Consider the following 21,177-nt stretch of genomic DNA (forward strand, 5'->3'; position numbering starts at 1 on the left):
TTCCAATCCATCTTACCACTTTGTTGGAGGACAATTCTATGAAATTTGTTATTAGTTTTTTATCCATGTTACTCGTTGTTACGAATAGTGTTCTTTTACTATTTCAATATCACGTTTATTCCTCGAGCTCGGAAGAGAATGGAACATCTTTTTATTACGAACAAGAGATTGAATTGAAAATGAAAGAAAATAAAATCATTGTAAAACAACATTTTAATAATCTTCCAAACGAACAAACAACCATTTTATGGCCAATTTCAAGTGAAAATAGATCTTGTGATTTAAGTATAAGCGAGAGCTGTAACCGTTTATCAGAAGATTTAACCTCTTTTAAAGAGGGGGAATTCTCTGAACAAAGCATTTCTTATGAAATTCCTTTGGCAGATGGATTACAAGATAATAAAACTTTGTCTGACTTCCTTGTCAAACTTGAAAAAGGAGAAGTTTCTTACACAACACTTCATGTTACGGATGAGTTAAAAAGAGGAGGAATGTGGGTTAGTGGTTTACCTATTATTGGAATTGAATCATTAGATTTAATTGATTACTCCCTCTCCTACGGTTCTGGTAATATTACTGATTTATATTGGCAAAAAAAGGTACTGCCTATCGTGTTTGAAGATGATAATGTCACTCTTTATTCCGAGAAAGAAATATCTAAAGAACTAATAAATCAGCTAAAAGAATTACATTTACCAAATAGTGAACATGTATCCGTTCTTTTTGAGAAAAATAGTAATCATATGAATGCATTTCGAATTTCCTTCATAGATAGTGAAGACATTGCTTCTTTACAAAAAGAGTTGATTGTAAAAAATGTTCAGTTAAAATACGGAATAGATCCTTCTAATTTATTGTTAGCAGAAGTTATTAGTAGTTATTTAATGAACCGCCCAATTGGATCAGAGAAGGCTATTTGGATATATGAAACATTGAATAACTATTTTACAACAGATCAACTTGCTGACTGGAAATCCAAACTACAAAGTAATAAAAGATTAGATGCGAAAAAACTAGATAAATTATTGTCAAATACAATTGGTCTAAAGACTTCCTATTTTACTTTTAATATGCAGTTTAGTACGGAAAATTTCCCGTTATTATTTGAAGACTCTCGAACGGTTTATATTAATGAATTACAACAAGAGAATATGAAAGTATTGTTCAAAGATGGTAAGGTACTTTATGCTGCTGAGCCACTACTTGCTGTATTAGGATACACACTAAAAGATACAAATAAAGGGCTTTACATTCAAAATACTTCAAGAGCTTTTCGATTTCCAATTCATGAACCTTTTTATGTATTAAACGAAAAAAGATTTGATGCAATGTCAGAACCATTTGAAAAAATAGGGTCGGTTTACTATATTGAGGAGGCATGGATGATTCGATTGTTTTTAGTTGACATTAAAAAGCAGGATAAACGAATTACGATTACACAATCCGCGCTCTTTTAACTTAGTTCAGCAACCCTTATAAGTGGTGAGATGAACACAATAAATTAAAGTGAAATCTGGAATTACATACGCCAAGGTAAATTTGATAGCTAGGAGAAACAAGATGAGAGTAATATCAGGATCAAGAAAAGGATTGCCTTTAAAAGCAGTACCAGGAACAAATACGAGACCGACAACAGATAAAGTGAAAGAATCTATTTTTAACATGATTGGTCCATATTTCGATGGAGGTATTGCGGTCGATTTATTTGCAGGAAGTGGGAGTTTAGGTATTGAAGCGATGAGTCGAGGAATCGACACTTGCGTTTTTATTGAAAAAGACCAAAAAGCGCTGCAAACGATTATGGAAAATTTAAAGAAATGCCGATTGGAAGAATCGAGTGAACTTTACAAAATCGATGCTTCAAGAGCAATAAAAGCATTTGAAAAAAGGGAGCTTTCCATTGATTTGTTATTCGTAGATCCTCCCTATAGCAAAGTATTATTTTACGATTTAGCTAAAAAAATTGTAGAAACTGGATGTATGAATGAAACGGGGATTATTGTTTGCGAGCATGATAAAACGGTTGACCTAGAAACTGATTTAGGTACTTTTACGCTCGTTAGACGAGAAACTTATGGAAGTACTATTATTTCAATTTATCGCAAACGTATGGAAGAGGGGAATTAAGTTGGGTAAAATTGCAGTCGTACCAGGCAGCTTTGATCCGATTACAAATGGACATTTAGACATTATTACAAGAGGAGCATCCATTTTTGAACAGGTAAATGTTGTTGTGCTAAATAACTCCTCTAAAAATCCTTTATTTTCCGTTGAAGAACGAGTAAAACTTATTGAAGATGCAACTGCGCATCTTCCAAATGTAAAAGTTGAGACGTTTTCAGGATTATTAATGGACTATGCAGAAAACGTAAATGCAAGCGCTATCATTAGAGGTTTGCGAGCAGTATCAGATTTTGAATATGAAATGCAAATCACTTCGATGAACCGGGTGTTGAATGATGAAATCGAAACTTTCTTTATCATGACTAAAAACCAATATTCGTTTTTAAGCTCTAGCATAGTAAAAGAAGTGGCAAAATATGGCGGATACATTGGAGAACTTGTACCACCTCAAGTCGAAGCTGCACTTAAAACCAAATATGATACTAACTAACCTTGCAAACTTTGCAAGGTTTTTTCTTATTACAGGAATGTTACAGGTGCCAGGCACCTGTAACATTCCTGTAATATTCATGCTACGAAGTAGAAGATTGTTGGGATAAGGATTACATGAAGTATGCGGAAAAGTAGGTATTTACGAATAGAAATTCCTGCTTTTTGAGCTAAAACGATTATTTGCATATGGATACTTACCCCACTAAAAGCAATGATTAATGCAACAATTACAGGAAGCATAGCTTTCCCGGATAATATTTCTCCTGCGAGACTAATTCCTCCAGTCATTTCAAAGAATGAAGCAATAAATACTAACAAAAGTGGTGAGATGGAAGGAAGTATCTCCTTTATCGATTCAAATACAATGATACTCACGGTGGTAAAGAATACCACAGTCGTCCCAATGAGCAATAATATTTGCGAGGTTTCTTTAATGCTTTCTTGAAATGGTGAGGATGATAGTTTAGTTGTTTCAACATTCATTTGAATAGCGGGAGATAATATGATGAATACTAATAAGAATAAAAAATTTACTACATGAATAATGATTAACAACTTCAAACCCGAAATCTCTGCCTGAAAAATATTAATACCTACAAATCCAATAACAAACATTGGGCTTGGTGCGTGGCAAATTGCCAATAACCAACTCGCATTACGATTATTTAAAGTCCCCATTTCCTTAAGTGATGAAATGATGGCTGCCCCGCTAGGAAACCCACCTATAGCACTCAAAAGGAAAATATTTATATATAGTTTGAACTTATTTTGAGTTATTAAAAAAGTATTTTGAGATCGTATAAACATCTGTGTGATCACCAGATATGGAAGTAAATAAGGAAGTAAAGCTGTCGTGAATATCCGCATTCCTTCAATTGCTCCTTTATGCGCAACACCAGGTTGCAAAAACAGAAGAGTAATAAGGACCCAACTACTAAGCGTTATTATTTTGTGCAATTGAATTCATCCTTTTGTGCTGATTAGAAAATTCTGCTTTCCTATTCAGTTTTTGTCTTGCATCTAGCCATCATTCGTTTGAAGAAAATTGTTGCTCCTCTTGGCAAAGTTCGTAACAATGTTTTTATGAAAAATGGGAGGTTATCATTTTATTTAATATTTATTTTGTCAGAAAAAAATGGAAGTGATAAACTTATTAGTATTAAAAAACGAAAGGAAGGGATAAATAAATTATGTTCAATAAAAAACCGATAATTTTTGTTTTAATTTTAGCGATAGTTGCATCCCTAGCCTTTTATCCAATGGAGTCTTATATATCTAAACCTGGTGGAGCATATGAACTATCACCGTTTGTTCAAGTTGAAGGTGGAGATAAAAATGATAAAGGAATGATGAGTCTTCTAACAATCTCCTTATCAAAAGCGACACCATTAACTTATCTGTATGCAAAAGTAGCGGACAATAGGAAAATTTATAAAGCGGAGCAAATTCGTAATCCTGACGAAGGTGAAAAAGAATATAATATTCGTCAATTAAAGCTTATGTCTGATTCTCAATTTAATGCTATATCTGTTGCATATAATCGTGCGAATAAGCCGTATCACATCATAAATAATGGGATATTTATTTTTAACGTTCTAAAGAATAGTGCAGCAGATGGTATTTTAGAACCCGGCGATAAAATAATTGGTTTGGATAATATAACTGATATTACCGAGGAAAAACTAAAAACTTATTTAAACGGTAAAGGAGAAGGCGACCAAATCCAATTGACAGTTGAAAGAAACAAAGAGGCGCTTAAAAAAGAAGTGACACTAAAAACGGTACCTGGCGTTCTAGATAAACCAGGTATAGGGGTTTCGTATACGGAAGATAAAAAGGTGGAAACTACTCCGGCTGTTCATATGAATTCAGAAGACATTGGAGGGCCTTCTGCAGGTCTTATGTTCACGCTGGAAATATTGAATCAGCTCTTACCAGAAGATATTTCAAAAGGATATAATATTGCTGGAACGGGAGAAATGAAACCAGATGGAACAATTGGACGAATCGGAGGTATCGATTTAAAAGTAATTGCAGCAGATCGCAAAGGAATTGAAATTATGTTTGCACCAGATGATGAAATTGATCCTGCTATTTTAGCAAATAATCCAGGTCTGACATCTAACTATGAGGAAGCGTTAAAATCTGCAAAAAAAATAGGCACAAAAATGAAAATTGTGCCTGTTAAAACAGTGGATGATGCCCTTGCCTATTTAGAAAAATTAGAGCCAAAGAAATAGTTAATGAATGATAGGGGTGATTCTATAATCACTTCCAATCATTTTTTGGGCATAAGCAGATTGTAATCCTAAATAATATAAGTTCGCGGTTTTTACATCAAGCGCAAGCATGTCGTTGTCTTTATATGCAGCTACTCTACTTACAAGAGGTAGTGGCAAATCTTTTTTGATGGATTGTAAGTAAGCCTGTCCATTTTTACTCATCGCTAATGGACGTATATAAGTTGGTAAATCGAATGACTTTAATTGTTCCCAAGTAAAATCATTGTAAATATGTGTCAACATACGTTGAATCCTAGTCCAGGTAAAGCGCTTAGATTTTATTTGCTCCATAAACGCCTGGAATGTCTCGTTCTTAACAGCGGCATTCCAAATGGCGTTTTCCATTCCTTCCGTCACTTCTGCGAAAGTAGCTAATCGCTCTTTTGAATGACGTAAAATAATCAAACGGAGAATCGGCCAAAATCGTTCCCAACTTCCGAAAGATTGGAAAGTAGATTTCCACCTACTTAATTCATCTAAGCTTGTACTCGGTAAAAAATTTTGAATGGCAGAGAGATCCAGTTCACCAAATAATACTTTTCGTATTCCTGTAGCGCTTGCTATGGTTTCGGAAGGTTTCGCTTCATCATGATAGTTTGCAACAACTCGGTGGATTGTTTCGGACCTTATGGATGCATGTAACCGATACGCTGCTTCAATATAATGATAGCCTAAAATATTATTTGGCTTTGACAAATCGACTAAAGGCAAGGATGAATCTTCTGAGACAACTTTATACGCTTCGTTTAATGCTTTTGGATAGCTAATGCCTTGCTTCATGAAATTTGAAATCGCTGTATTATATTCTTCCTTTTTGGTCGATAATAAGTGATAGGTATGATGAAAAGCTTCTAAAGAGCCCTCTTCGCTACCAAAACAAAAAGCTTCACATTTCAACGCATCCAATAAAAAGATGGCACCTTTTGCAAAATCACTTGCCTGAGCAGTTGCAAATGCATAGGGTAATTCAATTACTAAGTCCACCCCAGCAGAAATAGCCATTTTTGCACGCGTCCATTTATCAACAAGTGCGGGTTCTCCGCGTTGCAAAAAATTTCCAGACATTACTGCGATAATTATGTCGTTGTTTGTCTTTATACGTGATTGATTTAAGTGATGTAAATGGCCGTTATGAAAAGGGTTGTATTCCACAACAATTCCTGTAGCTTTCATCATCGATCAAATCCTTTCCTTAATCCAATTATAATGTTAAAATAAAGTAGTGACAAGAAATTATCTTGACATCTAAAACCTGTCATTATATAATAAATTTTGTTGTCTTGAGGTGATAATCGTATGAAATGGGCAATTCATCAATTAGCTAAATATCGTGATAACGGGATGACGTTAGATGAATTCGTGACTCTCCAAAATGTGAAGGAACGGAACCCAGACGTTCGAAGTATTTCACCCGTTCATGTAGAAGGGCACTGCACTTTTGGTGCAGCGCAAATGACTTGTCATTTTCAGCTTTCAGGGACGCTCATATTACCTTGTGCTCGCACCTGGGAAGATGTAGAATATCCATTTGAAATTCAATCTGATGAAATTTTCAGCTGGTCTGAAAATGCATCTACTTTCGACTATGATAACTTCCATATAGTAGATGGTGATGTCATTCAAGTAGATCCAGTTCTAGAGGAGTTAATCCTACTAGAAATTCCTTTGCAAGTGTATAAAGAAGGTGCAGACCAATTTAAACACGAAGGTGGAAACGGCTGGTCATATACAACAGATGAAGATCTAAATGATTTGCAAGAAAATGATCAACCAAAATTGGATCCAAGACTAGCTGAATTAGCTAAGTATTTTGATCAAACAGACGAATAATAGATCTGTAAGGAGGTGCCACCAATGGCAGTACCAGCTAGAAGAACTTCTAAAACTGTAAAAAGAAAACGTCGTACACATTTTAAATTATCCGTACCTGGTATGGTTGCTTGTCCAAATTGTGGTGAAATGAAATTGGCTCACCGAATTTGTAAATCATGCGGTCAATACAAAGGGAAAGAAGTAGTGAGCAAATAATTCAGTATTTGTTCCTTAAAAGGCTACCAAAGAGACCATGGCTCTTCGGTAGTCTTTTTCTCTATTTATATTTTTCAAAGAGGGTGTGCCTGCGGTGGCTTATTCAATCGAAATAAATGACGAAATTATTATTTTTGAAATAAATAGACCTACCATTCACAATGCCATTAATAAAGAAGTAATGGAAGGTTTTAAGCAATTCATACATAGCGTAAAAACAAATAAAGCAATTAAACTTGCGGTAATTACAGGAGCGGGAGACAAGTCATTTTGCTCTGGAGGAGATTTAACGGTCTTTCATCAATTGAAAACGGAAAAAGAATCGTTTGGTATGTTAAGCGAAATAGCTAAAATTCTCTACGAAGTAGCTACATTATCGATTCCGACGATTGCGCTAATTAATGGTACTGCAATTGGCGGAGGTTGTGAAATAGCTACATTGTGTGACTATCGTCTAGTAAAAAAAGAAGCGAAATGCGGATTTATTCAAGGAAAATTAGCAATTACTTCAGGTTGGGGTGGAGGAACGTATTTATTTGAAAAGGGAATGAGGCATGATCATGCTCTTCGAATGCTTACAGAATCTGAGCCCTATTCTGCGGACCAACTATTATCGATTGGATGGGCCACTGAACTTTTTGAGGGAGATAAACTAGTTGCATTAAATAAGTTTACTCGTAAAATGATCGTTCCCCATTCCTCTGTTTCACAAGCATATAAAACCCAAGCAATTCGAAAATGGGAGCAAACGAAATTATATGAACGTGTTATGGAAGAAGTAGCAACTTGTGCAGTTCTTTGGGAGCAAGAAATTCATCACGAGGCAGTTGATTTATTTTTAGGGAAAAAGAAATAAAATCTAGAGTCTATTTGTACCCACTTTGCATATATTAGTAAAAAAGCAAAGGGTGATAAACATGAATGTTAAAATTAGAAAAGATAGCTGGTCCGTGGAAGAAGACAATCTATTAAAAGAGTTAGTTTTAAAGAAAATAGAGCAGGGTCATACGCAAATTTCTGGATTTGAAGAAGCGAGCATTTTGTTAGGTCGCTCCAAACAAGCTTGTGCTTTTAGGTGGAACAAAAACCTTCGACCAATTGTGCTGCAAAGAAAAACGTCTATAAAACCAACGATAGCGAAAGAAGTTCCTGACTCTTCTACTTTACAAAACCATCTACAATTGGCTATGGAAAGTTATGATGAAATGAGACAGTCATATGATGAAATTGCTAGCGCCTACAATTTATTAAAAAGAGATTATGAACAATTAGTAAATTGGGTAAAACAAGGAATAACTCATATAGAATAAGGTTTAAATGAAGTCTCTTACAGTAGAGGCTTTTTTTTGAGCAAAAAAAATTTGATATTTAGTTGAATTCGCTTTCATAATTCGTATAGACTAATAGGGATGGGCAACACGTTTTTTTACTTAGGGGGTAAGATTAATGAAAAAAGTATTAATCGCAAACAGGGGAGAAATTGCTAGACGTATTATCAAGACGTGTAAAAAAATGAATATTGAAACAGTCGCTATATACTCAGAAGCTGATGCAGAATTGCCATATGTGAAAGAAGCAGACTTTGCTTTTTTAATAGGTCCTAATCCGGTGTTACAATCGTATTTAAAAGTGGATGATATTATTGAACTTGCAATAAAAGAGCAAGTTGATGCAATTCATCCGGGATATGGTTTTCTCTCGGAAAATGCAGATTTTGCTCGAAAAGCGGAAGCGGCCGGAATTACATTTATAGGACCTAAACCAGAAACAATTGAAAAGATGGGGGATAAGATTGCTTCTCGATTAACGATGATAGAAGCACAAGTACCGGTCGTTCCAGGAACGGAAGAAGGTCTAAAATCTATTGCTGATGCAAAAGTGGCTGCATCTAAAATTGGCTACCCCATTATGCTAAAAGCAAGTGCTGGTGGTGGTGGTATTGGGATGATACGTTGTGACGATGAAGAGACTTTAGAGAAAAACTTTGAATCGATTAAAACACGAGCAAAATCTTACTTCGGTAATGATGTTGTATTTTTAGAGAAATTTATTGATGCATCCCGTCATATTGAAGTACAGATTTTTGGAGATAATGATGGAAACATTGTGCATCTATTTGAACGTAACTGCTCTGTTCAACGAAGAAATCAAAAAGTATTGGAAGAGTCACCATCACCAAATTTTCCGCAAGAAGCTCGCGTGAAATTGTTTGAAGCAGCAGTTAAAGCGGCAAAAGCGGTAGATTATGTAAACGCGGGCACAGTAGAATTTATTGTGGATCAAAATCATCAATTTTATTTTCTAGAAATGAATACGAGACTCCAAGTGGAACATCCAGTAACCGAAGCAGTTACAGGATTTGACTTAGTAGAATGGCAGTTAAAAGTAGCGGCAGGAGAAAAGTTGCCAGTAACAGATCAGGAATCTATTTCATCCCATGGACATGCCTTTGAATTTAGAATATATGCCGAGGATCCAAAGACATTCTTTCCTTCACCAGGAACAATCACACACCAATATTGGGGAGATGAAGTGGGTATTCGAGTTGAAGCTGGATATGAAGAAGGAAATAAAGTAACTCCTTTTTATGATCCTATGATTTCTAAAGTAATTATTCATGAAGAAAATAGAAAAATGGCAATAGAGAAAGCGCAAAAAGTATTCGGTTCTGCTAAAATAGAAGGTGTGAAAACAAATATGGACTTGTTTCACCAATTTTTAGATGCAGAAAGTTTTAAAAGTGGCGTCTATTCAACATCCGTTTTAGGGGAATGGATGCAACAACAAAGGGAGGAAGTTTCAAAATGAAAAATTTAGAATCAACAATGGCGGGTACAGTATTTACAGTAAATGTAGCAGTGGGGGAAGAAGTTTCCGCTGGTCAAATAGTAATGGTGTTAGAATCAATGAAAATGGAGATTCCTGTCGAAGCAGAAGTGGCTGGTAAGGTAGCTACGATTCTTGCAAAAGAAGGAGATTTTGTTAACGAAGGAGACTTTCTAGTAACATTTGAATAATTAAATTTCGAGTGCTTAATATAAGGGGGTCTTCAATATGGGAGAAAATAAAGCGTATAATGAACGATTAGAAGAAAAGCTTACATCCATTTTTGCGGGTGGTCATTCAAAATATCATGAAAAAATGAAGGAACAAAAGAAATTATTTGTTCGCGATCGTTTAGCATTACTTTTTGACAATGGGGAATATATAGAAGATGGTCGCTTTGCAAATGTAGAAGCTGGTGATTTACCAGCAGATGGTGTTGTCACTGCTACCGGAAAAGTGAATGGACAAACTGTTTGTGTAATGGCAAACGATTCAACGGTGAAGGCTGGTTCATGGGGATCACGCACGGTTGAGAAAATTATTCGAATTCAAGAAATAGCAGAAAAAAATAGAGTCCCAATGTTGTATTTAGTAGACTCAGCAGGTGCTCGTATAACGGATCAATTAGATATGTTTCCTAATCGCAGAGGAGCAGGGAAAATATTCCACAATCAAGTAAGAATCTCTGGTTTCATCCCGCAAATTTGTTTATTATTCGGTCCTTCTGCAGCAGGCGGCGCTTACATACCAGCATTTTGTGATTTAGTGATTATGGTTGAAGGCAACGCCTCTATGTATTTAGGTTCACCACGTATGGCTGAAAAAGTAATTGGTGAAAAAGTGACGTTGGAAGAAATGGGTGGAGCTCGTATGCACTGTACAGTTAGTGGATGCGGTGATGTACTTACAACTTCTGAGGAAGAAGCTATTTCGGAAGCAAAAAGATATTTAAGCTTTTTCCCCGCAAATTATACGGAAAAGCCGAAAAAGGTAGAACCTTTAAAAGCAAAAGAAGGAAGAACATTAGAGGAAATTATTCCCGAAAATCAAAATGCTCCATTCGATATGTATGAGGCAATCGATGCGTTAATTGACGAGGGTTCATTTTTTGATGTAAAGAAATTGTTCGCGCCTGAGTTAATTACAGGTTTTGCTCGTATTGAAGGGCAAGCAGTTGGAATTATTGCAAACCAGCCTAAAGCTAAAGGTGGAGTACTTTTTGTAGATTCTGCAGACAAAGCAGCAAAATTTATTTCACTTTGTGATGCCTTTTCCATTCCGCTATTATTTTTAGCGGACGTCCCTGGATTTATGATTGGAACAAAGGTAGAGCGCGCTGGAATTATTCGCCATGGTGCGAAACTAATTGCAGCAATGAGTTCTGCAACTGTACCAAAAATCTCCGTTATTGTTCGTAAAGCATATGGTGCTGGCTTATATGCGATGGCAGGCCCAGCATTTGAGCCGGATGTATGTATTGCACTTCCTACTGCACAAATTGCCGTTATGGGCCCGGAAGCTGCGGTTAACGCTGTTTACTCCAATAAAATTGAAGCAATTGAAGATCCAAAAGAACGCATAAAGTTTGTACAAGAAAAGCATGCTGAATATAAAGAAGAAATTGATATTTATAAACTAGCTTCTGATATGATTATTGATGAGATTGTTGCACCAAGTGATTTACGCAACGAGCTTGCAAACCGTTTTAGATACTACGAAAATAAAGAAATTTTGATAGCACCTCGAAAACATCCGGTGCTTCCTGTATAATAATTTTAACTTTATTTAGCAAGTAGGAATATGGTTAAGTTCTCTTGTAATTTGATAAAATAAGGTCTGCCATTATGGTAGGCCTTTTTTAACAAGGTAAGAAAGTTTATGGAATAGAGCGCCAGAAATCCGGTATTTATGGAGTTTAAATTACTTGCTAGTTGAACGTCGATTTTTGAAGAAAGCAAATACACTTAGCTGTATAAATTGAAATATGGGAACTTTTTATTCTAGGTTAATCTTTATTATTTTCCCTTTTCCTGTAAAAAAATGTAGCTGATATTTCGTGCAAAGAACTTTGGAAATAGTAAAGACAAGATGCAATTTAAGGCCACATGCATTTTACTTATAAGAAAGTAGAGGTGGAATACTTGAAAATTGGTATTATCGGAGCTGGAGCAATAGGTATGTTATTTGGTGCCTATTTAGCAGAGGAGAAACAGGACATATTATTTTATGTGAGAGGAAACAAGAAAATAGCAAATCTATACATAGAAAAAATACCAAACGCTCCTGATCTTATCAGCTGTAAACAAGTAACAGAAATCAAAGCATTGTATTCGATGGACTTAATTATTATTGCAGTAAAATATCATCATCTGGAACAATTAAAAAAGGATTTAGATTTACTTCCCAAACATATACCACTTTTATTTGTACAAAATGGTTTACTTCATTTATCTTTTATTGATCAATTAAAGCAGTCGACCATTGCGATCGCTTCTGTTTTACATGGTGCTACGAAAGTAAATGACCATACGGTCCGCCATCTCGGAATAGGCATTACATCTGTTGGTATACTTAGAGGTGTTTGGGACAAGACAGATGCTTTTTTACAATGTTCTTCTAACAAGTTTCCTATTAAGTTCACCACCAATATTGAAGAAACCCTTTTTAAGAAAGCACTATTAAACTGTTTAATAAATCCTTTAACAACCATTTTGCAGGTAGAAAATGGAATGCTAATAAAAAATGAATCCTATAAAATGATTCTGAAAAATATATATGAAGAATTAATGGAGGCGTTTGAGGAATGGAGAGAAAAACTTCCTTGGAATGAAGTAGTCACACTTTGTAAAAATACAGAATATAATCGTTCTTCTATGCTTACAGACTATGAAAATGGTCGTTTAATGGAGATAAATACGATTGTAGGAGCGGTAATTACAGAAGCAAGAAAAAAAGATAAAGTATTGCCAGTGTTACATACTTTTTACTTAATGTTAAAAGAAATGAATAAAGTAGGTGATCACCATTATTAAAGTGCTTACATTTCTCTTGTTATTTCCAGTACTTTTATTTATCTTAACATTTATAATATCGAAATACTTAATACATAAAAGAAAAAAGTCATTCGGTTTTGCGGCAGATGCAACAACTTTTTTGTTATTTTTCTCCGTATCTAATGCTTTTTCTATTATTTTTTCCAAAAGTATCTTTTTACTATTAATCGTTGCTTCGTTGCTTTTAGCCACTATTATTACCTACTTAGATTGGAGAAAGCAAAAGGAAATCGAAGTAATACCTCTCCTTCGAAAAATTTGGAGATTATTATTTCTTTTATTAAGCGTGGCATATGCTTTTATTTGGTTAATCGGAGTTATCCAATATGTTTTGTATTATATAAGCTAATAATTTTTACCTCTGTAAGATGAAATGATATAATCTTAAAGTATTTAACGTATTCTAGCAGTGCTGAGAGAAGCTTGCTGAATAAGATGTAAGCCTCGGCGGATGCCACAGATTTTGCAAAAGAGTTCGTCTAGCAAGCTAGGCGCAAAATCTTCGCTCATTATTTTCTTTCGCTAACTTGCGCAAGAGATATTACCCCAAGGCGAATTTGATAATTAGAGGTGGAAAAATCGTGCGAGTAGAGAAATACACACAACCATTCGCTTCCTCATTTTATAAGAGATATTTAGAAGATACAGGTAGTTTATCTTCTTTCTTTCATTATGAATGGAATCAAAAGGCCCTAAACACTAGATTTCAGGAAACTGATTTTAGCAATCATAAGAGAAGTGAGTTAGTAAATGTATTAACAAATTATATGAATAAGTTTGGCATATCTGCAAAAAGTGCACTTCATTTAGAAGAACTCGGAAATAACGGAATCGTAGTAATTGGAGGACAACAAGCAGGATTCTTGTCTGGTCCTTTGTATTCTATTCACAAGGCAATTTCAGTTATTACTTTAGCCAAACAACAAAGAGAGCTACTTGGAGTACCGGTGATTCCTGTTTTCTGGATAGCAGGAGAAGATCATGATATTGATGAAATTAATCATGTTTACATAGAAAGAGGAAGAAAACTTCAAAAAGCTGTATATCCTGAACCTTCAAGAATCAAGAAAATGGCTTCAGAAACTACTTTTGATACAAATTTAATAAATGCTTACTTGGAAGAAATATTTCGAAGTTTGCCAGAAACGTTATATACGAAAGAGTTATTCCGAAAGGTAACATCTTTTTTAGAAAAGAACTTGTCGTATAGTGACTTTTTTGCGGCACTTATGAATGACCTTTTTCAAGAGGAAGGGTTATTATTAATCGATGCTGCTTATGAACCTTTTCGAAAATTGGAAAGTGAGTATTTTCAGCAAATGGTGAAGAATTCTTCTCAACTTGCAACGTTAGTTTTGGAAAATGAGATGGCGTTTGAACGAGCGGGGTTTGGTATGCCAATTCAAACAAAGGAAAATGCAGCTAATTTGTTTTATGTTGAAAATGGAGAACGTTTTTTATTAGAAAGAAAAGATGAAAAATTTGTCCATGAAGCAAAAGGAATTTCTTTTTCGGAAGAAGAAATGTTGAATATTGCTAAAAATCATCCAGAAAAGTTAAGTAATAATGTCGTAACTAGACCTATTATGCAGGAAATGGTTTTTCCTACATTAAGCTTTATAGGTGGACCTGGGGAAATTGCTTACTGGGGAACATTAAAAACAGCATTTGAACTTTTTGATATGAAAATGCCTGTGATCATGCCGAGATTGAGCATATCAATTGTGAATTCGAAAACTCAAAACTTGTTAGAAAAATTCTCATTCACTGTACAGGATGTATGGGAAGGTGCAGTAGAGAATGCTAAACTTCAATATATCAATGAGCATAGAAATGAGAAAGTAACCAAGATAATAGAAACTATTAAGGAAGGACTAACAGAGAAGTACAAGGATTTAGAAAAACTTCTTGAAATAGAGGATTTAAAGTTAGTTCCAATAGTAAATAAAAACCTTGGTTTTCACGAAAAACAATTAAATTTTATCCAAAATGCAATTGAAGATACATTCCTTGGTAAAATAGATGCTTCTATTCATCGATATGATCGGTTAACGATGGAGTTAACTCCGAATGGTGGATTACAAGAAAGAACATATTCTCCACTTCAGCTTTTAAATGAAGTAGGAGTGACACTCATACCATCTCTTTTAGAAATCCCATATGAATTTACTGGTAAACATCATATAGTGTTTATTTAGTCTTGAGCCTCCACATTTGAATGTGGAGGTTTTTGTATGGGTAAAATAGCTTTATTTTACACGGTTTTATCTTCAAATTTTTCTTTTTCGATTTCACTGCAAGTACTATTTACGTATTTTTAAAAAAATTATGCCTAATTTTTAAAAAATGGGTGGAGGAAAGTGGGGGGATGTGGTATGTTAATCTCATAAAGTGGGGTGAATAGCATGTTCATGGGCGAATATCAACATACCGTTGATTCGAAAGGTAGGTTAATCATACCTTCCAAATTTCGAGAGCACTTAGAAGATTGTTTTGTTTTAACACGCGGTCTTGATAATTGCTTATTTGGTTATCCTATGAATGAATGGCGAAAACTCGAAGAAAAATTAAAAGAACTTCCAGTCACTAAGAAAGATGCTCGAGCATTTACTCGATTTTTCTTCTCTGGTGCGACAGAAGTTGAAATTGATAAACAAGGTCGTATTAATATCCCAAATAATCTTCGTAGCTATGCAAAGATGGACAAAGAATGTATTGTTCTAGGTGTTTCTAATCGCCTAGAAATTTGGGCAAAAGATGCTTGGGAAAATTATTTTGAAGAATCTGAGGATTCCTTTAATGATATTGCTGAAAATATGATTGGTTTTGACATATAAGAAATGGAGGAAAAAGGCTTGTTTCATCACACAACGGTATTATTAAAAGAAACGGTAGATGGACTAGCTGTTCATCCAGAAGGAATCTATGTAGATTGTACACTTGGTGGAGCGGGGCATAGTGAATACCTAGTGCAACAATTGAGTGATAACGGTAGGTTAATATGCTTTGACCAAGATATGACCGCTATTGAAAATGCAAAACAAAGACTTGCGCCATATTTAGATAAAGTTATTTTTGTACACGCAAACTTTCGTAATTTAAAAGAAGAACTTGAGATGATTGGGATTGACAAGGTTGACGGAGTTTTATATGACTTAGGTGTTTCATCACCTCAACTAGATACCCCGGAGCGTGGATTTAGTTACAATTATGATGCACCTCTCGATATGCGAATGGATCAAACGAGCGAGTTGACAGCCTATCATGTGATAAATGACTGGCCATATGAAAAATTAGTGAAAATTTTCTTCCGATATGGGGAAGAAAAGTTTTCCAAACAAGTCGCTAGAAAAATAGAACAAGCTAGAGAAAATGCTCCAATTGAAACAACATTTCAATTAGTAGATTTAATAAAAGCCGGAATACCTGCTGCAGCAAGAAGAACAGGTGGACATCCAGCTAAACGAATTTTTCAAGCAATTAGAATTGCTGTGAATGATGAATTAGGAGCAGCAGAAGAATCATTGGAAGATGCGATTAAGGTGATAAAAGTAGGTGGAAGAATTAGTGTTATTACCTTCCATTCTCTTGAAGATAGATTAACAAAAACCATCTTCAAAGAAGCTTCATCCTTACCTGATTTACCTCCAAACTTGCCAATCATTCCTGCTGGTATGGAGCCAATCTTAAAGCTCATTACTAGAAAACCTATTTTACCATCTGAAGAAGAACTAGCAGTAAATAATCGTTCTAGGTCAGCTAAATTACGAATTGTGGAAAGAATTTATGAAAAGGAGAGTGTATAAATGGCTTTGCGTGAACTTAGGTTTCAACCCTACATAAATCGCCCTTCTTTTCCTGAACAACCACATATAAAGAAGCTGGCAAAACAAAATAAGAAAATATTAACAAAAGGCGAAAAAATACTTTTTCTCGGATTATTATCAGTAGTAACTATACTTGCATTAATAATCATTCAAACACAGGCAGCAGTTCGTACAACCAGTGCGGATATACAACTCATGGAAAAAAAAATCGACACAACTTCAAAAGAGAATACAGACTTGTCCATCCAAATTAGTGAATTATCTACCTATGACCGTATTTGGAAAAAGGCGGAAGAGCTCGGTTTGAAAATCAATGAGCAAAACGTAAAGGTAGTTCCAGGACAATGAATAAAAAATTTCGTTTTCAATGGGGAGCCTTTCTAATGTTTTTATTATATGGAGGGCTCTTTTTTCTATTACTAAGTCGATTTTTATTTATACAATTAACAGGAACTGCAGACGGACACGTATTATCAGCAAAAGCAGAATCTAAGTATAGTAGAGAACAAGTGATTCAAGCAAGTAGAGGAAAAATTATGGATCGTAACGGAGAAGTAATTGTAGAAGATACATTAAGTTATAAAATGATAGCAGTCATTAGTCCGAAAGCCACCAATAATAGTAATGTTCCACGCCATGTAATCGATCCAGAAAAAACGGCACAAGTATTATCTCAGTATATTGATATGCCAGAACAAGAAATTATTGATTTGCTCAATAAAAATATAAAAAATGAAATGTATCAAGTGGAATTTGGTAAGTCTGGTAGAGATATTAGTTTTAAAAAAATGACAGAAATAAAAGAGCATAATCTTCCAGGTATTATTTTTATTCAAGATATGAAAAGGCTCTATCCAAATGGACAATTTGCGTCTCATCTAATTGGCTTTGCAATGAAGGAAGAGATGGATAATGGGAAAGCGGTTGCAGTCGGAAAAATGGGGCTGGAATACATCTATGACAAAGAATTAACTGGAACGCCCGGTAAGATAGAATTTAAAGGTGATACGAAAGGTTTTTTGTTGCCGAATGCTGAAAAAATGATTTCAAAACCTCAAAATGGTGACGATATTTATCTAACTATTGATAAAACAATCCAAAACTTTTTGGAGGATGCGCTTAATAAAGCGGAAGAAAAATATCACCCTGAAAAAATGACTGCTATCGTAGCGAATCCTAAAACAGGCGAAATTCTTGCGATGTCTCAAAGACCTACATTTGAACCAAATACGAGAGAAGGTCTATCCACAAATTGGTTAAATGAAGCGATAGAACAAACAATTGAACCAGGCTCAACGATGAAGATTTTTACACTAGCATCCGCAATTGAACAAGGGGTATGGGATCCAAACGCAACGTATAAATCAGGATCTTACACCTTATATGACAGAACGATTCGAGATCATAATGTGTATGGTTGGGGAACCATTACTTATTTAGAAGGTTTTCAACGTTCATCCAACGTTTCGATGGCCTATTTGCTAAATCGAATTGGAGACGAGACATTTATAGAATATTTACATCGATTTGGTTTTGGAGAAAAAACTGGTATTGATTTACCGCATGAAGCAAGCGGAACAATACTTGCTACAAATCCTATTGAGCGAGTTACCTCAACATATGGACAAGGGACAACTGTTACTCCTATTCAACTAGTACAAGGTCTGACTGCAATCGCAAATAAAGGAAAGATGATGCAGCCGTATGTTATAGATAAAATTGTAAATCCTAATACAGGAGAAGTAGTAACGGATCACAAACCTGTAGAAAAAAAATCTCCAATTTCAGCAAAAACGGCTGATCAAGTAAAAGAAATACTAGCCAGTACGGTAACGTCAGAACATGGTACGGCTAAACGATTTAAGTTAAATGAATATACAACCGCTGGTAAAACAGGGACTGCGCAAATAGCGAAACCTGGTGGTGGATATTATTGGGGAAGTAATTTCTTTTTATATTCCTTTTTAGGCATGGCGCCTGTAGAAGATCCCCAATTAATCGTTTATGTGGCTGTTCATAAACCCCAATTGGAAGGTACGGAAGTTGGATCAGAGCCAACTTCTGAAATTTTTAAATCTGTGATAGAAAATAGCTTAAAATACTTGAATATTAAACCTAAAAGTTTAGAACTTGCATCCCCAATTAAAATGCCTGAGGTTGTTGGTAAAGATGTAATAGAAAGTCAGAGTTTACTAGAGTCGCAAGGTTTGAAAACTGTTATAATTGGGCAGAGGGAACAGGTAAAGGAACAATTTCCTATTGCAGGAACTTCCATTTTAGCGAGTGGCACGGTATTTATTAAAGGCCAAGGAGAAATTCAATTACCAAACTTTACGGGATGGTCTAAACGAAATTTATTGATTTACAAATCATTAGCGAATGTTCCGATAGAAGTTATCGGGGAAGGTTATGTTACTAGTCAAAGTTTAACAACAGGATCTATTGTTTCGGATACTACCCCAGTTGTTGTTCGTTTGTCGACACCAAAAGAAACGGAAATTTTACCTGAATTAGAGGAAAATATGGAAATACCACCACAAGACTAAAATAGTGATAGAATAGTTAGTGTCATTTTCTCATACGCTATCTAAAATGGATAAAAGGGGAAAATGTAATTTCAAAAGTAAAACAAATCATGCGTCTCCGAGTTATTTGGTTGATTACGATTTTGCTATTTTTAGCTGTAATTTTGAAATTAGTTCAGCTTCAATTTTTTCAATTTGATGAATTGACGACTAAGGCAAAAGAAAGCTGGGATAGAGAGTTGCCTTATGCCTCACTTCGAGGTAATATTTTGGACAGAAATGGGGAAGTAATCGTAGGAAATAAGCTCTCTCCGACATTATTTTACATGCCCTCCCAAAATGATGATCCAGAAAAAGTGGCACAACAAATAGCACCACTTATTAATATGGACAAAGTAGCTTTATTTGATCAACTTAATAAAAGGGCTTCTATCATAAAAGTTGCACCAGCTGGAAAAAATATTTCTGCTGAACTTGCAATGGAAATTCAAGATATGAATATTAAAGGTTTATATTCTGGTGTCGATTATGTACGTGACTATCCACATGGAAATATGCTTTCTAGATTGCTAGGGTTCACAGGCTATGATACACAAGGTCTTGCGGGGATTGAGTACCAATATGATTCTATATTAAAGGGGAAATCTTCCGCAATCCGAATGTTCACCGATGCAAAAGGGGTGCCACTTCCTCATGTAGATGATGGTTTGAAAAATGGTGTTTCGGGAAACCATGTACAGTTAACAATTGATTTGAAAATCCAAGAAGTTGTGGAAAGAGAACTTTCACAAGCAATGCAAAAGTATGAAGCGACGCAGGCAATTGCTATTGTAATGAATCCTAAGAGTGGTGAAATACTAGCGCTTTCGTCATCACCAAATTTCGATCCATCCGCTTATCAAGAAGTAGACTCTACTATCTATAACCGTAATTTACCAGTTTGGATGACTTTTGAGCCTGGATCTACATTTAAAATTATTACATTAAGTGCTGCATTAGAAGAAAATGTAGTTGATCTGGAAAAAGATCACTTTAATGACATAGGGTATACAATGGTCGGAGGAGCAAGACTACGTTGCTGGAAAAGAGAAGGGCATGGCAATCAATCATTCCTAGAAGTAGTAGAAAATTCATGTAATCCAGGTTTTATTGAGCTAGGAAGAAGAGTAGGTCCAGAAAAGCTTCAGGATTACATAAGGAAATTTGGGTTTGGACAGTCTACAGGCTCTGGAATGGCTGGAGAATCAACGGGTATTCTATTTAGTAAAGAAGCTTACGGTCCAGTTGAACACGCCACTACATCATTTGGCCAAGGAATATCCGTAACGCCAATACAACAAGTACAGGCAGTTGCAGCTGCAGTAAACGGAGGATATTTATATAAACCATACATTGTTAAAAACATATTAGATGGTGAAACGAATGAAATATTGTCCAGTACGGAACCTGAGTTAAAGCATCAAGTAATAAGTGAAGAAACTTCAGCAAAGGTTCGAGATGCGCTCGAACATGTAGTTGCAGAAGGGTCTGGTCGAAATGCATACAGAGATCAGTTGCGCATCGGCGGGAAAACAGGAACTGCTCAAAAAGTGCAAAACGGGAGATACATGGATGGAGAGTATATCGTATCGTTTATTGGTTTTGCTCCTGCAGATGACCCAGAGCTAATCGTATATATTGCAATAGATAATCCAAAACATAGTTCTCAATTTGGGGGAGTCATTGCAGCACCTATAGTTGGGCAAATAATTGAAGATTCCCTAAAAGTAACTGGTAGTGGAACTCAATTAGAGAAAGAATATCGTTGGGGGGATATCCAACAAGTTCGTGTGCCAAACTTAGTAGGAACGAAGAAAAAAGAAATAACCCAATACATGTATCCATTTCACATTGTTTGGCATGGTGATGGAGATGAAATACTTTCTCAATTACCAAAAGAAAATAGCTTAATCCCAATTGACGGGAAAATACACGTATACACTAAATAATTAACAATTGTTCATCCATGGATAGTTGATTG

Annotated in this window: 21 protein-coding genes; 19 read left to right on the forward strand and 2 right to left on the reverse strand. The window is 35.3% G+C overall.

The window, feature by feature from the left end; all coding sequences use genetic code 11:
• Nucleotides 1-38: 38 nt before the first annotated feature.
• From ACEPXD_RS05550 to coaD, 3 genes are all read left to right on the forward strand, one after another.
• Nucleotides 39-1,457, forward strand: a complete 1,419-nt coding sequence (locus ACEPXD_RS05550; RefSeq protein ID WP_391120761.1) for a hypothetical protein — start codon at nt 39-41, stop codon at nt 1,455-1,457.
• Between the two features lie 103 nt (nt 1,458-1,560).
• Complete coding sequence (rsmD, locus tag ACEPXD_RS05555) at nt 1,561-2,127, forward strand: 16S rRNA (guanine(966)-N(2))-methyltransferase RsmD (RefSeq protein ID WP_391120764.1); 567 nt, start codon at nt 1,561-1,563, stop codon at nt 2,125-2,127.
• 1 nt (nt 2,128) lies between these two features.
• The gene (gene coaD / locus ACEPXD_RS05560; RefSeq protein ID WP_391120766.1) at nt 2,129-2,614 is read left to right on the forward strand and encodes a pantetheine-phosphate adenylyltransferase; all 486 of its coding nucleotides are present in this window, start codon (nt 2,129-2,131) and stop codon (nt 2,612-2,614) included.
• 77 nt (nt 2,615-2,691) lie between these two features.
• Here the strand turns inward: coaD and ACEPXD_RS05565 are convergent, their stop codons facing one another.
• Nucleotides 2,692-3,573: a hypothetical protein gene (locus ACEPXD_RS05565; RefSeq protein ID WP_391120768.1), complete on the reverse strand. Its 882-nt coding sequence runs from the start codon at nt 3,571-3,573 to the stop codon at nt 2,692-2,694.
• Nucleotides 3,574-3,806: 233 nt separating this feature from the next.
• On the opposite strand from ACEPXD_RS05565, the gene ACEPXD_RS05570 reads away from it, so the two are divergent.
• Entirely contained in the window at nt 3,807-4,856 is a 1,050-nt protein-coding gene (locus ACEPXD_RS05570; RefSeq protein WP_391120771.1) for a SepM family pheromone-processing serine protease, read from the forward strand.
• On the opposite strand, the gene ACEPXD_RS05575 is transcribed toward ACEPXD_RS05570, so the two are convergent.
• Entirely contained in the window at nt 4,857-6,071 is a 1,215-nt protein-coding gene (locus ACEPXD_RS05575) for a nucleotidyltransferase (protein ID WP_391123038.1), read from the reverse strand. It abuts the gene before it with no gap.
• 123 nt (nt 6,072-6,194) lie between these two features.
• On the opposite strand from ACEPXD_RS05575, the gene ACEPXD_RS05580 reads away from it, so the two are divergent.
• The 15 genes from ACEPXD_RS05580 to ACEPXD_RS05650 all read left to right on the forward strand — a co-directional run bounded on the left by ACEPXD_RS05580 (nt 6,195) and on the right by ACEPXD_RS05650 (nt 21,145).
• Nucleotides 6,195-6,728 (forward strand): YceD family protein, encoded by a 534-nt coding sequence (locus ACEPXD_RS05580; RefSeq protein WP_391120774.1) that lies wholly within the window; start codon nt 6,195-6,197, stop codon nt 6,726-6,728.
• Nucleotides 6,729-6,752: 24 nt separating this feature from the next.
• Nucleotides 6,753-6,926 carry a 50S ribosomal protein L32 gene (gene rpmF / locus ACEPXD_RS05585; RefSeq protein WP_053590111.1) on the forward strand — a complete coding sequence of 58 codons (174 nt, stop codon included), beginning with the start codon at nt 6,753-6,755 and terminating at the stop codon, nt 6,924-6,926.
• Between the two features lie 94 nt (nt 6,927-7,020).
• Nucleotides 7,021-7,782: an enoyl-CoA hydratase/isomerase family protein gene (locus tag ACEPXD_RS05590; protein WP_391120778.1), complete on the forward strand. Its 762-nt coding sequence runs from the start codon at nt 7,021-7,023 to the stop codon at nt 7,780-7,782.
• Between the two features lie 61 nt (nt 7,783-7,843).
• Nucleotides 7,844-8,236 carry a transcriptional regulator gene (locus tag ACEPXD_RS05595; protein WP_391120781.1) on the forward strand — a complete coding sequence of 131 codons (393 nt, stop codon included), beginning with the start codon at nt 7,844-7,846 and terminating at the stop codon, nt 8,234-8,236.
• A gap of 136 nt (nt 8,237-8,372) precedes the next feature.
• Nucleotides 8,373-9,734 (forward strand): acetyl/propionyl/methylcrotonyl-CoA carboxylase subunit alpha, encoded by a 1,362-nt coding sequence (locus tag ACEPXD_RS05600; protein ID WP_391120784.1) that lies wholly within the window; start codon nt 8,373-8,375, stop codon nt 9,732-9,734.
• The gene (locus ACEPXD_RS05605) at nt 9,731-9,943 is read left to right on the forward strand and encodes an acetyl-CoA carboxylase biotin carboxyl carrier protein subunit (RefSeq protein ID WP_391120786.1); all 213 of its coding nucleotides are present in this window, start codon (nt 9,731-9,733) and stop codon (nt 9,941-9,943) included. The genes ACEPXD_RS05600 and ACEPXD_RS05605 overlap by 4 nt, the downstream gene beginning before the upstream one ends.
• Before the next feature lie 37 nt (nt 9,944-9,980).
• The gene (locus ACEPXD_RS05610) at nt 9,981-11,522 is read left to right on the forward strand and encodes an acyl-CoA carboxylase subunit beta (protein WP_391120789.1); all 1,542 of its coding nucleotides are present in this window, start codon (nt 9,981-9,983) and stop codon (nt 11,520-11,522) included.
• A 371-nt stretch (nt 11,523-11,893) separates the two neighbouring features.
• A complete protein-coding gene (locus ACEPXD_RS05615) occupies nt 11,894-12,784 on the forward strand; it encodes a 2-dehydropantoate 2-reductase (RefSeq protein WP_391120792.1) in 891 nt (296 codons plus the stop codon).
• A 1-nt stretch (nt 12,785) separates the two neighbouring features.
• Nucleotides 12,786-13,154: a DUF3397 family protein gene (locus ACEPXD_RS05620; RefSeq protein WP_391123041.1), complete on the forward strand. Its 369-nt coding sequence runs from the start codon at nt 12,786-12,788 to the stop codon at nt 13,152-13,154.
• A 232-nt stretch (nt 13,155-13,386) separates the two neighbouring features.
• A complete protein-coding gene (bshC, locus tag ACEPXD_RS05625) occupies nt 13,387-15,003 on the forward strand; it encodes a bacillithiol biosynthesis cysteine-adding enzyme BshC (protein WP_391120795.1) in 1,617 nt (538 codons plus the stop codon).
• Nucleotides 15,004-15,210: 207 nt separating this feature from the next.
• Nucleotides 15,211-15,642, forward strand: coding sequence for a division/cell wall cluster transcriptional repressor MraZ (mraZ, locus tag ACEPXD_RS05630; protein WP_391120798.1), 432 nt, complete (start codon nt 15,211-15,213; stop codon nt 15,640-15,642).
• A gap of 18 nt (nt 15,643-15,660) precedes the next feature.
• Nucleotides 15,661-16,611, forward strand: coding sequence for a 16S rRNA (cytosine(1402)-N(4))-methyltransferase RsmH (gene rsmH / locus ACEPXD_RS05635; protein WP_391120801.1), 951 nt, complete (start codon nt 15,661-15,663; stop codon nt 16,609-16,611).
• Nucleotides 16,612-16,980, forward strand: a complete 369-nt coding sequence (ftsL, locus tag ACEPXD_RS05640) for a cell division protein FtsL (protein WP_391120804.1) — start codon at nt 16,612-16,614, stop codon at nt 16,978-16,980.
• A complete protein-coding gene (locus ACEPXD_RS05645) occupies nt 16,977-19,178 on the forward strand; it encodes a penicillin-binding transpeptidase domain-containing protein (RefSeq protein ID WP_391120807.1) in 2,202 nt (733 codons plus the stop codon). Before ftsL ends, ACEPXD_RS05645 begins: the two co-directional genes overlap by 4 nt.
• 89 nt (nt 19,179-19,267) lie before the next feature.
• Entirely contained in the window at nt 19,268-21,145 is a 1,878-nt protein-coding gene (locus tag ACEPXD_RS05650; RefSeq protein WP_391120810.1) for a penicillin-binding transpeptidase domain-containing protein, read from the forward strand.
• Nucleotides 21,146-21,177: the final 32 nt, after the last annotated feature.

Origin of the sequence: Psychrobacillus sp. L3 (assembly GCF_042945595.1) — a bacterium.
In the GTDB taxonomy this organism is placed as follows: domain Bacteria; phylum Bacillota; class Bacilli; order Bacillales_A; family Planococcaceae; genus Psychrobacillus.